The sequence below is a fragment of the Leucogemmata humicola genome (genome assembly GCF_055379415.1).
In genome coordinates this window covers 2,966,567-2,981,228 of sequence record NZ_AP040875.1, presented here as the reverse complement: position 1 = coordinate 2,981,228, position 14,662 = coordinate 2,966,567, and the positions used below count along the sequence as shown (strand labels likewise).

Genomic DNA, 14,662 nt, shown 5'->3' with positions numbered 1-14,662 from the left:
ATCGCGTATTTGGTTGTCGTCGAGCGCGCCGCGACGGTATGATGTGAGTGTGCTAAACGAGCAGAATTCTGATGTACAGAGCCTCTTCGACGAGCTAATTGCGCTCGACTCTGCGGCGCGCGCGCGGCTGTTGGAGGGGCTGGCGTCTGATTCGCCCGTTGTGCGCGAGGTGGAATCGCTGCTGGCTGCCGCGGACCGCGCGGGCGACTTCCTTGGCGTTCTGTCGTCGCCTGGCAACGCGACCTTGGCAAACGAGCCTGACGGCATCGTCGCAGATCGCTATCGCATCGATCGTTTTCTCGGGCGCGGTGCTATGGGCGACGTGTACCTCGCCTGGGATCAACAGCTCGAGCGTCCGGTCGCGCTCAAGTTCTTCCGCGTGTCACTGGACGCCGATCCCTCGGCGCTGGAGCGCTTTCATTCAGAGGCGCGAGCAGCCGCGCGGCTGGACCATCCGCATGTGGCCACGGTCTTCGACATCGGCGAGACCGAACAGCGTCACCTGTTCATCAGCATGGCGTACTATCCCGGCGAGACGCTTCGCGCCCGCATCGATCGCGGTCCGATACACACCGTCGATGCGCTTCGTATCGCCACGCAACTGGCGAGCGCTCTAGCTGCAGCGCACGCGTCGGGAATCATTCACCGCGACGTAAAACCTGCCAACGTGCTCTTCGACGCCGACGGCGTCGCAAAGTTGGCCGACTTCGGCGTCGCGAAGCTCGCGGATCGCGATGCGACGAGCCCCGGCACGGCAGTTGGAACGTTGGCATACATGTCACCCGAGCAGGCGCGCGGCGCCGTGGTGGACGCGCGCAGCGATCTTTGGGCGTTGGGCATGGTGTTGTACGAGATGCTCGCTGGGCGGCGGCCGAGCGCCGGGGTCGGAATCGACGCGATCTCGTTTTCGACAGATGCGTCGGAAGTCCGCGATGGAATTCATGCGCTAATTGCATCGCTCCTCTCCGAGAACCCTGCACAACGGCCCGGCAGTGCCGCTGCTGTCCGCCGTGCGCTCGAGGCGCTGACTGCCGGCGATGACGTTACGCCGATCCGAGTCGGAAGCAGTGTCGGCGGGCTTCCCGCCGAACTCACGAGCTTCGTCGGACGCGAGCGCGAACTCGGCGCCGCGCGCGCGCTGCTCACGACAACGCGGCTTCTGACTCTCACTGGACCGGGAGGAACCGGAAAGACGCGTCTCGCATTGCAAATCGCCGCCAGCGTGCGCGAGTCCTACGCCGACGGCGTGTGCTTCGTCCCGCTCGCCGAAATCTCTGACGCCGATTTGGTGCCGTCCGCTGTCGCGCACGCACTTGGCGTTCGACATCTCGGCGGAACTCTGATGAGCGACCGCGTCGTTGCGGCGCTGCGGGCAAAGCACTTACTCCTCGTATTGGACAACTTCGAGCACGTGCTCGGCGCCGGACCATTCGTGGCTGGCCTTCTCGCCACCTGCCCGGGCGTATCCGTGCTCGCGACGAGTCGCGCTGCGCTCGCTGTGCAAGTCGAGCAAGAGTTCCCCGTTCCGCCGCTCACCACACCCACGCATGGCGATGCGCGTGCCGCGGAGAGCGAAGCCGTTCGCCTTTTTGTGCAGCGCGCGCGGTCGGTGCGTCCGAACTTCGAACTCGACGACGAGTCGCTCGCGGCGGTCGCGGAGATCTGCCGACGACTCGACGGCCTGCCATTGGCACTCGAACTCGCAGCGGCGCGCGCAAAGCTGCTCTCGCCCCGCGCGATGCTCGCGCGCCTGGGCCATCGCTTCGAGCTGCTGCGCGCTGATTCAATCGATCGCCCCGCGAGGCATCGCACGATGCGCGAGGTGATCGATTGGAGCTACGTACTGCTGACCGATGTGGAGCGCGCGCTGTTCGACCGACTCTCCATCTTCGCCGGCGGCATCTCGCTCGAGGCTGCGGAGGCGGTCGCCGCTCGCCCCGTTGGTGAGGCGAGCGGGCCGCTCGCCGTGCTCGACGTGCTCGGCTCGCTCTGCAACAAGAACCTGCTGCGACAAGAAGAAGAGCCGAACGGAGAACCGCGCTTCGTGATGCTCGAGACGATGCGCGAGTTCGGCCTCGAGCGACTCAGCGCTTCTGGTAGCGATGAGGCGGCACGCCGCGCACATCGCGCGTACTATCTCGCGCTTGGTGAAACGGCCGCGGCTCAGCTGCGAGGGCCGAGTCAGGCGACCTGGGTAGATCGGCTGGAGCGCGAATACCCGAACTTTCGTGTCGCTATCGAGGATGCGCTCGCAGTCACACCAGCGGCTTCGGACTCCGGACTCGTAGACGCGGCGCGACTTGCGGTGGCGCTACACCGCCTCTGGCTCACGCGTGGGCCGCTAATGGAGGGCGTCGAATACCTGCGGCGCATCGTCGCGGCTGCCGATCGTGCGCATGCGCCGGAGCTCGACGCGCGATTGCGCGCGCGCCTGTTCAGTAGCGCCGCGCACCTCGCGGGTACGCGCAGCATTTTCACCGAGGCTCGTGATCTCTTCGCGCGCAGCCTGACGCTGTCTCGCGCCGTCGATGACCGTCCAGGAATTGCCACAACTCTCAATAACCTTGCGTGGCAGGTCTGGAACGTGGGCGACGCAGTGGCCGGCGAGCAGATGTCCAACGAAGCGATGGGAATGCACCGGTCGCTCGGCAACGAGCTGGGAGTCGCTCTGTCGCTGAACAACCTCGCCTGGATCGCGATGGAGCGTGGCGACTTCGACATCGCCGAGCGCCGCTTCGACGAAGTGATTGCGTTGCATCGCCGGTTGGGCGACCAACGAGCGGCCGGATTCGCCATGAGTTGGCTCGGGCTCCTCGTTGCCAGGCGCGGAGATCTCGTTCGCGCGATTGCGCTCCATGAAGAGGCGATCGAGATCGTGAGCGCCGTTGCCGATCGTGGCTACGAAATCCTGTGCCTCGTACGTCTCGCCGTGGTTCGACACCAGCACGGCGTACCGGGCGACTACATCGCCACGCTCGAGCACGAGTACCTCCCCGCCCTGCGCGAGGCGGGCCGATTCTGGCCCATCGCGTATGCGCTCACCGAGTTGGGCGCGATGCTGTTGGAACATGGTGAACTCCATCGCGCACGTGCCGCGCTGGAGGAGGCGCTCGATGTGCGGCGACGGACCGGCGGCGTTCAGGGCGTGGGAGAGGCGCTGCTGTTGCTTGCCGCCATCTCTCACAAGCAGCGCGACTTTGTGTCAGCGGCGAACCTGGTTCATCGCGCACTCGTCGGCGCCCGCGACTATGGCGCTGTGCCAATCGTCATCGATTGTCTCGAGGCGACTGCTGCGCTGGAGCGTGACCTTGGATTCACCGAGCCAGCCGTGAGACTGAGCGCGGCGGCCAATCGAGCGCGGAACGCCTTGAAGATCAATCGCGCGCCGAGTCGTGGTGTTGATGCCGACGCATTCGGTGCCACGTTCGTAGCGAGAGAAGACGCGGCGAGGGTGCCAGGCGTTGCACTCGACCTCGACGGCGCGATCGTCTTCGCGCTCGAACAGCTACGTAATGTCGCGCATTTCGGCGGCCAGTAGGCGCTCGTCGCATACCCGCCAACATTCGGCGATCCGGCCTGCAACGAACCTGAGGACGACGGTCTCCCACATTCGCCCGGTTGGCCCCGAGGAATCCGGCATCACCATGGTCGTATGACAAACGACCAAGCCCGCCACTCCCACGAGGAGCTCGATCGTCCACAGGGCATCGGGAAAACGTGCGCGCCTCGCCACGAGATGTGCGACGAACGCGTCGCCGAGCCGGTCGCCTCCAATTCCGTGTTCGACGAAATCAGGCGTCAGGAATTCGCTCGCGACACCGGTTGCGCCTCGGTGAAGCATCTCGTCGATGAACACGTAATAACGTCCGGCGTCGGCGTCGGCGTCGAATATCCCATGGCCCGTTTTCATGCTTACTTAGGCGACAACTCGCCGTCAGATTTTCATCGCTCGCCAGCACACGCATCAACGAGAGGATGTCCATCACACCCGATACGTCTGATCTGACCGAGCTCCTCCGACGCTGGCACGACGGCGATCGCGACGCGATGGACGCACTCCTACCGCGCGTTTACGACCAGCTTCGGCGCATGGCGCGTGCGCGGCTTCGTGCCGAGCGATCGGATCATACGCTCGACACTGGGGCTTTGGTGCACGAGGCGTATCTTCGGGTGGCCGAAGGCGCCGGAACGGATTGGCAGGACCGTGCGCATTTCTTCGCCGTGGCGTCCACCGCCATGCGCCGTGTGCTCATCGACTACGCCAAGCATCGGCACGCCCAAAAACGCGGCGGCGACAATGTGCGCGTCGAAATCGACCTCGACCAATTCAGTCATGACGGGAGCGCAGCCAACGTCGACCCCGAAGCCTTGCTCGCGCTCGACGCCGCGATGCGGAAGCTCGAAGAGGTGCATCCCCGGCAGGCGCGCGCGGTGGAGCTCCGGTACTTCGGCGGATTGACGCTGGAGGAAGCGGCCGATGTACTCTCGACGTCGGCACCTACCGTCATGCGCGACTTGCGCTTTGCGCAGGCGTGGCTGGCCCGCGAACTGGAGTAGAGTGTCGGCGCGCCATAAACCCGGGACCGGTCACTGCGGCTTCATTCGCAGGGCGACGATGGTAAACTGTTTCGTGAGTTCCTCTGTTTGGCTCGCGTCGACTGCCCCCGGATACTGTGCCGTCACGCGCACCATCATGCCGCGGTCGAGCTTGCAGTAGTGGAACGTCCCGTCAGGGCCTGTTAACCCGCCCGGCGCGACGTCTACCCAGGCTCCGCCATCGACAGAGCGCTGGACTGCCCACTTTGCCGCTTGCACGGGTCTGCCTTCGGCGGTCGTGACGCGGCCCAGGATCCATGCGCTGCCTGATGGACCGTTGTCCGCGTTGCACACCGTCCCCGCGTAATCCGCTGCGGTAGCCACCCTGGTGCGAATGGAAAGCGTCGAATCGCGTACAGCGGCGAATGACGTTCCGGTCGCCAGTGTAATGCCGAGCGGAGAGAGTGCCGAGTCGACGACGACGAGGTCGTACGGTCCTGGGAGCAGGTCCTCGAACGCGAGGCTGCCATTCGCGTCGCTCACGACCTGATAGTCCGTGTTCGCCAGCTTCATCACCGTGCGAGTGGCCGGCGTTGTCTCGTCTCGTACAGCGTGAACGACAAGTCCGCCGAGAGCGCCCTTCCAGGAGCTGCCGTCATCCCATACGGCACGCGCGAGCTCGCCGCCGGCTTCATGGATCTCATAACTCGGCGGCGCGCGATCGGCGAAGCACATGTACGTCGGGCAGCGCGTGACCGCGTCGCGACGCTTTAGACGACTGAGCGTTGCCTTCGCTGTGTCCTCCCGCAGGTCGACGAGCCGCAACACCCAACGGTCGACGAGGACGGCGCCGTTCGGCATCGATTGAAACGAGACGCGGCCGCCAGGACGGTACGGCTCGTACTCGCGGTCCAAGCCGACGAACCGGAACTCCACGTCGACCAGTGCGCGAGCCAGCGTGTCGACCCAGAGCGCGCCGTCGACGTCGATACGGTTGCGACGACCGTCGGCCGCCCGAAAGCCCAAACCGATCTGGTGCGGCCGCGACCGCTCGCCGTCCATGATGCGGAAGCAGTATCCGGCGGCGAAGCCGTCGTCGAGCAGCGTCTCAGCATCTGGCGCGAAGAACGTGCGGCTTCCCGCGCTGTCCAGCATGAAACCCTGCTTCACGAAGTCTGATCCGCTGCGTACCGCACCGAATGAGGTTGCCGTCACAACCGAGTCGATGCGGACACGCTGCTGGGCGAGATGATCTCCGCTGGCGTCCGACCGACGGTCGAAGAGAAGCCGCTTCATTCGCGTCGGCTTCACGGCCCGCGACACGATCGTCGTGAGCAACCCGCTTCGCGCCTGCTCGAGCAACGCGAACGCCGCCGACGCATCCGATCGCCGCGGGCAGCTCGACGACGCGAGGGTCGGCACCGATTCCAGTGTGACCGGGATGGGCGTGATCGTCACGTCCAGCTGTGTGTCGCCGCCCGGGAGAAGCGACAGTGGAAGCACGTTCGGGCGAAACCCAAGGCGAACGACGCGCAGGCGTGTCCCCCCAATCGTCGCTGCTATTCGGTATTCGCCGCGCTGGTTCGTAAGGTTCCGCCCCAGCACGGCGTCCGCGGCGTCGAGCACCATCACGACCGCGCCCGGAACGGGAGCGCGTGTTAGGCTGTCCCGCACCGTTCCCCGGATCTCCTGAGCGAACGCAGCGGGTGCGAGCGCGAGCAGCGGGAGGATGCGAGCGGCACGCCAAGCGATGAATTTCTGCATGCGCGCCTACACTCGAACCCAGCGCTGACTATGTCAATCGTGCCATCGATGAAGATTCGATTATATCACGATTGTGATTGGCGCAACGATCTCTCGGCACAACATGCCAGGACCGGGACTCGAACCCGGACTCCCTTGCGGGAAAGGGATTTTAAGTCCCTCGCGTCTACCCGTTTCGCCATCCCGGCGGGACAAACGCAAACAGGGTTGCGGCGCATGGCGCCGTCAACCCTGTTCGTACAAAGCGGGAAACGGGACTCGAACCCGCGACCCCAACCTTGGCAAGGTTGTGCTCTACCAACTGAGCTATTCCCGCAGACCGCGAAATATATCAAACACCCGGCAATCAAGGGAGTCCGAATTGGCCCCTAAACCCTGCCTTTTAAGGCCGTTCCCCAAACGCATTCGCCGCGTACCACGCAGCCCAGGCCAAAAGGCCCGACAGCGCAGCGTCGCCACCATTCCCCACCGCCCGACCCTCTTCGTCGACAACCTCGGCCGCGATTCCACCATCCAGCGGAGCGCGACGCAGCCACTGCAGGATTGCCGTGGCATCGGGACCAACCAGGCGCGCGCACTGCTGGACGAGCGAGTTCGGCGTAACGTCGATTCGTTTGACCGACCGACGATACGTCGAATTCTGCCGAGCAACCGCGTCGAACATCGGGAGCCAGAACACCGACGCCGACGGATCATCGACCGCGGAGGTAGAACCGGCGAGATCGATCGCCGACGCGAACGTCGACTGACCGTTGGACTCTATGACGAAGTGCCGATTGATCGCCGCGCGAACCGCGTCGGGATCCTGCAGGCCGCGCGCAGTTTCTTCATCAAGCGTCCGCCGCAACACGTCGAGCGCCTGTGCGGCCGCTGCGTTGGCGTGAACCGTGAACGGAAACGCCGCCGGCGCTCCCGACGGACTCACTTCGGTGGAATAGAGCGGAATGCGTTTATCACGCCGACTGTCGAGATCTTCCGCGGTCAGATAGAGTGTGTCCGCCAGCGCCGGCTCATCAACGACTCGATCGTCGCCCGTGTCCCGAATGTATCGGTCGGTGGCGATCGAGTAGCTCGCAACGCCTTCGAGCGCAAAGCCCGGTTCGAACAATGTGCCGTCGAGATAATGGACGCCGCGTCCTGGTGCGTAGCCGTGCAGTTCGCACATGCGCAGCAACAACTCCCGAGCGAGCGATGGATCGGCCAGTTGCACGGCAGGAATCGTCCACGTGAGCGCTTCCCAATCACGCACTGTCACGCCGTGACCGTTCCACGGCGCGCGTGTGCGGATCAGGTAGTACTGCGCGTCGTCGAGGGCGCGACCAACGGCATAGAAATACGCGAACAACAAGTTGCGATTGATCAGCCGATCGAGCGCCTCGTGTCCACTGCTCTGCTCCAGGCTCTGCAGGGCGTCGCGCGTGGACGACAACAAGTCTCGCCATCCGCGCCGCCGCAGCACGCTCGCCGTTGCCTCGGCGCCATCGCGCTCCGGACCTACAGCGAAGTAAAACGCGACCTGCTCGCGCCCGCCCGGCGCAACGTTCACGCTACGCTTCAATGAGAACGTGTCGCCGTCGACCATCGCACTCGCGTCGCCGTCCGCGACCAGCGCGACCGCGACGAGCCCTGGAAGTGACGCGCCTTCGAGCAGCACCGCACCGGACGCGCCGAGAGATACGCGATTCGCATCCTCGAATGCGCGCGGCGTTCGGGCGCGCAGCTGACGATGTCCGAGCACGCCGTCGAGCGTGACGTCGACCGCCACCTCGTTTGCCCCCCGATTCTCGATCGAGAGCGCGTACACCGCGCCTGACACGTCCGCGTCGCGTCCATATGGCGCGAAGATCGTTCCCCGCAACACCAATTCGCCCACCGTGCACGTGAACGTCGGAATCCAGCCGAGCGCACGTTCCCAGGCGATGGGAACATCGGACAGCTCATGGCGTATTCCCGCGATGTCCAGCCGCGGCCGTGCGAGTGCCGGACCTACACCGTCGGTGAAATCGGGGGCGCCGGCAAATTCGATCGCCGAACGCGCGCCACGATGGAGCATGCCGAGGGCGTGGATCGACGCATCTGCCGGATGGATGCATGGCAGGGCAACCCAGTGGTTGCCGGTGATCTGCCACGGAATGCGTGGCGGCGGAAGCAGCGTCACAGGGCTGGGATTATCTTTGGTGGCGAGCTGGGGGAATGATAACCCACCTCCGCGGTCTCACACACTGTACGAGGCGATTCTTCGATTGCCGGTCCGATATCTGATTCGATCGAGCGCGCTGCTGCTCATCTGCCTCATGCCACATCGCTCGGTCGCGCAATCGACGACGAGTCTGCTGCCCGACGCCTCGGTTTTGCCGTCGCGCGGCGTGCGCTTTCGTGTGCTGACTGCCTGGACTCGCTACGATGAGCTGCTCGGCGACGGTGGACGGCGAAACATCGGCGCAACGCTCGCGGTCGATTCATTGGGCGTTGCTCAGGTCCCGGCGTTCGCAGCTGCCGAAGCAGGCATCCGCGCCGCGTCGGGAATTTCGAACTTTCGACTGACTGCCGGCAACATCATTTCTCCGGCGAATTCGCGGATCGTCACCGCGCCGCTCGTGATCGAGTACGGTCTGACCAGCCGCATCACGCTTGGGGTCGTCATTCCGCTCGTCGAAACGCGCACAACGCTCGTCGCACGCCTCAATCAGGGAATCGTTGCGGGCAGCGACGCCAACGTGGGACCGAACCCCGCGTTCCTCGGCAATGGGACCGCCGCCGGCGCGAATACGAGAGCCATCAACACGCTTACCGTCGCATCAGGCCAGCTCGATTCCGTTCTGAAGGCCTGTATCGGATCGCCGAGTGGAACGGGATGCTCCGCGATCCTCGGCCAGCAGGGCTCGGTTCAGTCGCTGATCCAGAATAGCAACGCGCTTGCTGCGGTCCTCACCAATCTCTACGGCACCGGAACGCCAGAGCACCCCGGACAGCCGTACGTCCCGCTGGTGAACACGGTCGTTGGAAAAGCCGTCCAGCAGCAAATTGTAAATATCGCAACGCAATTGGGCGGATTCCTCGGCAAGCCATTGGCGCAAGAGACGATCTTCGGCGCACAGGGACTCGCGGCTTTGCACGACTTGAACAAGCTGTTTGCGGGAGTCGGCCGTGACACACTGAAGGCGACCGATCAAGGCACTGACCGATCGTCGATCGGTGATATCTCATTCGGCGCGACGCTCAACTTGCTCAACAGCTTTGGTGATACGACCGGCACCTCGTTCTTCCATCCACAGTATCGCGTGTCCGTGAACGGGACATTCCGACTCGGCACGGGCGAACCGGCGAATACAAATCGGGCGTTCGACGTCGCGAGCGGTTATGGACAAAACGGCATCGAAGCCGGCGGCGCCATCGACCTCCGATTCGGCGATCGGCTTTCTGGAAGCGCCATCGGATCGTACACCGCACAGCTTGGCACCATCGACGTCGCGCGCGTGCCCGGCGCGGGCAACGCGATTTATCCGCTCAGCCTGCCGTTCAGCGGCACTTACTCGGCGGGTAACGTCACGCAGCTCGCGATCATTCCGCGGGTTCGGCTCGCCGGATACTTGGCGCTCACCGGACAGTATGCTCTCGTCCGCGCCGAGGCTGACAAGTACACCATCGGCCCGTCGCCAGATGCTACCGCGGTGCCACCGACGACTCCCTTCGGCTACGCGTCATCGACGGCGCAGCAGATCGGATTTGGATTCACGTATTCGACGATCGTTGGACCCGATCGTGCGCCCGGCGCGATTCCATTCGAGGTCTCATACAATCACCTCGAAACGCTCGCCGGAAGCGGTGGTCCCGTGTACAAGACCTTCCGCGATCGCGTAGAGCTGAAGGTGTACTTGCCGACCGGACGTCGGCGGTAGACTATCGCGCTGCCGCGGCGCTCTGAGCGCCTGCGGATTCGAGGAGCTCTTTCGCGTGTGCGCGACTGACGTCGCTCTCTGGATCGCCACCGAGCATTCGTGCGATCTCGGTCACGCGAAGGTCGGCAGCCAACACATCGACGTCGGCCGTCGTGACGCCGCCGCGCGCGCCCTTGCTCACGAGAATGTGGTGATGTCCACGCGCGGCGATCTGCGGGAGGTGCGTGATTGCGAACACCTGATGGTAGCTCGCCACCTGTCGCATCGTCTCGCCAACCTGAAGGCCGACACGACCGCCGATTCCCGCATCGACCTCGTCGAAAACGAGCGTGGGAACGCGATCGAGCCGCGCCAGAATGGTTTTGAGCGCGAGCATCACGCGCGACAATTCACCGCCTGAGGCGACGCGCGCAAGCGGCCGCGGCTCGTGTCCCACGTTGAGCGCAACGCCAAACTCCACGTCCTCTGCCCCATGCGATCCGATTTCGCGCAGAGGGTGCAGTCCGACGTGAATATGCCCATCCGGCATGCCGAGGTCCGGCAGAATCGCATCCACGGCACGCGCAAGTTTCTTGGCGCCCTTCTCTCGGAGCGTCGTGAGCTTGGACGCGCTATCGATGAGTGCTGTGCGCGCCGCGCGCTCGCGCTTCTCAAGCTGCTGAATGTCCAATCCGGCCGAATCGACCAGCTCGAGCTCCGCACGCGACTCTTCGCCCGTCCGAATCACGTCGCTCAGTGTGGCGCCGTACTTTTTCGTCAGACGGAAGAGTAAATCGCGCCGACGGCGCACGTCGTCGAGGCGCGACGGATCGAGATCGATGGATGCTTCGTACTCCTCGAGCTCACGCGCCAGCGCCTCGATCGCGTAGTACGCCGTGTCGTACGACTCCTGCAATCGCACGAGCGTTGGATCGATGCGCTGAATCGCGGTGAGATGACGCGCGATCTCGCCGAGCTTCCGAAGCACGGTGTCATCGTCGCCATCGAGGCCGCCGGCAATTCCACTGGACAGGCTGCGCAGCTCTTCAGCGTTTTCTAAACGCCGCGCTTCGCCTTCGAGGCGAGCGTCTTCGCCTTCCTGTAGCTTGGCATCGCCAATTTCCTTGACGACATGATGAAGGTAATCCGCGCGCTTCTGGGCGTCGGCGCGACGCTTGGCGAGGTCGGCGATCTCACGAATCACCGTTGCGAGTGTCTCATGCGCGTCGCGGACCTGGACCGCCTGTTCGGTCGCGCCAGCAAACGCGTCGAGAATTCTGCGCTGTGCTTCGGGATCGAGCAGCGTCTGCGCGTCGTGCTGACCGTGCACGTTCACGAGCAGCCGCCCGATATCGGCGAGGACACTCGCGTTCACGACGGTGCCATTGATCCACGCGCGTGCACGGCCCGGTGCGACTTCGCGCTTGAGGACAACGAGCGCATTCTCGACTTCGATGCCGCGATCGTCGAGCGCCGATTGAATCTCGGGGCGATCGCTGATGTCGAACACGCCTTCGACGGTCGCGCGGTCTGTGCCGGTACGAATGACGTCGGTGTTCGCGCGATCGCCGATCAGCAGGCCGAGCGCCCCGACGATGATCGATTTTCCCGCGCCCGTTTCGCCCGACAGGACGTTGAAGCCCTTGGCCAACGGGAGGGTCAACGACTCGATGATCGCAAAATTCTTGATGCGCAGCTCAGTCAGCATCTACGCCTGCTTATCGCGGTCCGCGAGGCCTCCCCAGCCGAGCTTCTGACGGAGCGTCGTGAAGAAGTTCGTACCGGGAAAGCGAATGATCATCACGCCGCCTGCCGCGCGACGCACGCTCAGCATCTCTCCCTGGGCGAAGGTCGTTCCAACCTGCCCGTCGACCGTCACCAAAAGCTCCTCAGACGCATCATCCGCATGCAGCGTGACGTCTACGCTCGACGGAAGAATCACCGGGCGAATCGCTAGCGTATGCGCGGACACAGGCGTGACGACGATTGTTTCGAGTGTCGGGAACACCACTGGCCCGCCAGCCGAAAGGCTGTACGCGGTCGACCCTGTGGGCGTGGAGAGCACGATGCCGTCGGCCGCGTACGTCGCGATCGGTTCCCCGTTGGCCGCCACTCGCAGTCCGACGACGCGAGCGAAGCCGCCTTTGTGCAACACGACGTCGTTGAGCGCGATCCATTGTTGACGCTCCACACCGCGCACATCGAACACGCGCGCCTGGAGGGCCATGCGCGACTCGGCTAGATAGTCGCCGCTCGCGAAGCGGCGAAGCGCGCCACTGAGCTGGTCGGCGTTGCAGCAAGTGAGAAAGCCGAGATGTCCAAGATTGATGCCGAGAATCGGCACGGGATGCGGCGAGATGACGCGTGCGCCGCGGAGCAGTGTTCCATCGCCGCCGAGCGTCAGCAGCGCGTCGAGCGACTCGGGATGCTCTAGCAGATGACCACCTTGAGCAACCTCGAACAATTTGTGTTCGAAGTACAACTCGAGCCCAAGCGTTGGCGCGAGCTCACTCAGCGTCCGCAGCACCGACGGAAGCTCTTCATAACCGCGGTGCCCAACGACGCCGAGTCGTATCACCCCGCCAATGCCTCGCTCTCGAGTAGCGCGCGAACGCGCGTCGCAATTCCGGTCGAGTCGAGGCCGCACGCGGCAAGCTGACGCGTGCGCGACGCAGCGTGAATCACACGATCCGGCACGCCGAGCGCGGACACGCGCACCGACGAGTCGTACCGCCCGATCACCGACGACATGAACGCGCCGAAGCCGTTGACGACGGTTCCCTCTTCGACCACGAGAATATGCTTATGGTGTGCGAGAACAGCTGCGAGGGTCACTTCGTCGTACGGTTTGAGATAGCGGCAGTTCACGACCGTGACGTTCAGTCCTTCCGACGCGAGCGTGTTCGCCGCGGCCAACGATGGCAGAACCATCGTGCCCACCGCAAAGATGGCGACGTCCTGGCCGTGGCGTAGGACCTCCCACGTCGCATGCGGAACCGCCTCGATCTCGGAAATCGGCCCCGGCTTGTCGGGCGACGCGTCGCGCGGGTACCGAATGGAGAACGGTCCGCCCTCGTGCACCAATCCAGAACGGAGCAGCGCCAACATCTCGGTCCCATCCTTTGGCGCGGTCACCGTCATGTCCGGCACGGCGAGCAGATAAGCGATGTCGTACAACCCCATGTGCGTTTCGCCGTCCTCGCCAACGAGCCCCGCGCGATCCATGCAGAACACGACTGGCAGTCCTTGAATCGCCACGTCGTGAATGATGTTGTCGTATCCGCGCTGCAGGAACGTCGAGTAGATCGTGACGAACGGACGGATGCCTCGCGTCGCCATTCCGGCAGCGAAGGTCACGGCGTGTCCTTCGGCGATACCTACGTCGAAGAACCGCTTCGGGTGCTCTTTCGCGAAGATGTCGAGCCCCGTGCCGCTTGGCATCGCCGCCGTGATCGCAACGACGTCGCGCGATTCACGTGCGAGCTCCGCGAGTCCGGCGCCAAAGACCTTCGTGTACCCTGGGTTTGCGGTCGACGTCTTGAGCTGCGCGCCGGTCGCGGGATCGTGGCCTGGCGGAAGCGCGTGCCACTTCTCGCCGCTGCGCTCGCCGGCAGGGAATCCTTTGCCTTTCTGCGTGATCACGTGCACGAGACGCGGACCCTTCATCGCGCGAACAGCCGCGAAGGTCTCGATCATTCCGGCGATATCGTGTCCGTCGATCGGACCGAAATACCGGAAGCCGAGTTCCTCGAACAACACGCCGGGCGTGAGGAAGGTCTTCACGCTCTCTTCCCACTTCCGAACCAGGTTGCCCATCGACGACAACGGTCCGGGCGCGTGATCGACCAGCTCGCCGATCGCCGACCGCACGCGATTGTAGAGCGAGTTGCGCTGAATCGACGTGAGATACTTGGACATGGCGCCAACATTTGGCGCAATCGACATCTCGTTGTCGTTCAGCACGACGATGACGTCGCGGTCAGAATGCCCGGCGTTGTTCAGACCTTCGTACGCGAGCCCCGACGTGAGCGCACCGTCGCCAAGAATGGCGACGACCTTGTAGTCCTCGCCCTTGATGTCGCGTCCCGCCGCGATACCCAGCGCGGCCGAGATCGAGGTTGCAGCATGCCCGGCCCCGAACGCATCGTATTCGCTCTCGGTTCGCTTGAGGAAACCGGAAATTCCGTTTTCCTGACGGAGCGTTTCGAAATCGGCGTTGCGACCGGTCAGCAGCTTATGCGGGTAGCCCTGGTGGCCGACGTCCCACACGAGCTGGTCGGTGGGGGTTTCGAACGCGTAATGCAGGGCGATCGTCAGCTCGACGACGCCAAGTCCCGCGCCGATGTGGCCGCCGGTACGCGCGCAAACGTCAATGAGACGGGCGCGCACGTCGTTCGCGAGCGTGCGAAGCTCGTCCGGGGTCATGCCGCGCAAATCGGCTGGTACTTGGACTCGATCGAGAATTGACATGCTCAACAGGATGA

Annotated in this window: 9 protein-coding genes and 2 tRNA genes; 3 read left to right on the top strand and 8 right to left on the bottom strand. The window is 64.2% G+C overall.

Annotation, left to right across the window (positions count from 1 at the left end; all coding sequences use genetic code 11):
• The first annotated feature begins 43 nt into the window (after positions 1 to 43).
• On the top strand, positions 44 to 3,538 hold the full coding sequence (locus AC6H4Z_RS12410) for a protein kinase domain-containing protein (protein WP_497542281.1): 3,495 nt from the start codon (positions 44 to 46) through the stop codon (positions 3,536 to 3,538).
• Here AC6H4Z_RS12410 and AC6H4Z_RS12405 read toward each other — a convergent pair.
• Positions 3,506 to 3,910, bottom strand: a complete 405-nt coding sequence (locus AC6H4Z_RS12405; RefSeq protein WP_497542280.1) for an ester cyclase — start codon at positions 3,908 to 3,910, stop codon at positions 3,506 to 3,508. The genes AC6H4Z_RS12410 and AC6H4Z_RS12405 overlap by 33 nt on opposite strands.
• 65 nt (positions 3,911 to 3,975) lie before the next feature.
• Between AC6H4Z_RS12405 and AC6H4Z_RS12400 the strand changes: the two genes are divergently transcribed.
• Positions 3,976 to 4,557: an ECF-type sigma factor gene (locus AC6H4Z_RS12400; RefSeq protein WP_497542279.1), complete on the top strand. Its 582-nt coding sequence runs from the start codon at positions 3,976 to 3,978 to the stop codon at positions 4,555 to 4,557.
• Positions 4,558 to 4,587: 30 nt separating this feature from the next.
• Here the strand turns inward: AC6H4Z_RS12400 and AC6H4Z_RS12395 are convergent, their stop codons facing one another.
• From AC6H4Z_RS12395 to AC6H4Z_RS12380, 4 genes are all read right to left on the bottom strand, one after another.
• The gene (locus tag AC6H4Z_RS12395; RefSeq protein WP_497542278.1) at positions 4,588 to 6,300 is read right to left on the bottom strand and encodes a carboxypeptidase-like regulatory domain-containing protein; all 1,713 of its coding nucleotides are present in this window, start codon (positions 6,298 to 6,300) and stop codon (positions 4,588 to 4,590) included.
• Between the two features lie 104 nt (positions 6,301 to 6,404).
• A tRNA-Leu gene (locus AC6H4Z_RS12390) sits at positions 6,405 to 6,488 on the bottom strand.
• 55 nt (positions 6,489 to 6,543) lie between these two features.
• Positions 6,544 to 6,616: transfer RNA gene (locus AC6H4Z_RS12385), tRNA-Gly, on the bottom strand.
• A 66-nt stretch (positions 6,617 to 6,682) separates the two neighbouring features.
• Positions 6,683 to 8,458, bottom strand: coding sequence for a glycoside hydrolase family 125 protein (locus AC6H4Z_RS12380; RefSeq protein WP_497542277.1), 1,776 nt, complete (start codon positions 8,456 to 8,458; stop codon positions 6,683 to 6,685).
• An 85-nt stretch (positions 8,459 to 8,543) separates the two neighbouring features.
• Between AC6H4Z_RS12380 and AC6H4Z_RS12375 the strand changes: the two genes are divergently transcribed.
• Positions 8,544 to 10,199: a hypothetical protein gene (locus tag AC6H4Z_RS12375; RefSeq protein ID WP_497542276.1), complete on the top strand. Its 1,656-nt coding sequence runs from the start codon at positions 8,544 to 8,546 to the stop codon at positions 10,197 to 10,199.
• Position 10,200: 1 nt separating this feature from the next.
• Here AC6H4Z_RS12375 and recN read toward each other — a convergent pair whose 3' ends face one another.
• Genes recN through dxs form a run of 3 tightly spaced genes read right to left on the bottom strand, consistent with a single transcriptional unit; the run spans position 10,201 to position 14,648 of the window.
• Complete coding sequence (recN, locus tag AC6H4Z_RS12370) at positions 10,201 to 11,886, bottom strand: DNA repair protein RecN (protein ID WP_497542275.1); 1,686 nt, start codon at positions 11,884 to 11,886, stop codon at positions 10,201 to 10,203.
• On the bottom strand, positions 11,887 to 12,756 hold the full coding sequence (locus AC6H4Z_RS12365; protein ID WP_497542274.1) for an NAD(+)/NADH kinase: 870 nt from the start codon (positions 12,754 to 12,756) through the stop codon (positions 11,887 to 11,889).
• Positions 12,753 to 14,648, bottom strand: a complete 1,896-nt coding sequence (dxs, locus tag AC6H4Z_RS12360) for a 1-deoxy-D-xylulose-5-phosphate synthase (protein ID WP_497542273.1) — start codon at positions 14,646 to 14,648, stop codon at positions 12,753 to 12,755. The genes AC6H4Z_RS12365 and dxs overlap by 4 nt, the downstream gene beginning before the upstream one ends.
• Between the last annotated feature and the right edge of the window lie 14 nt (positions 14,649 to 14,662).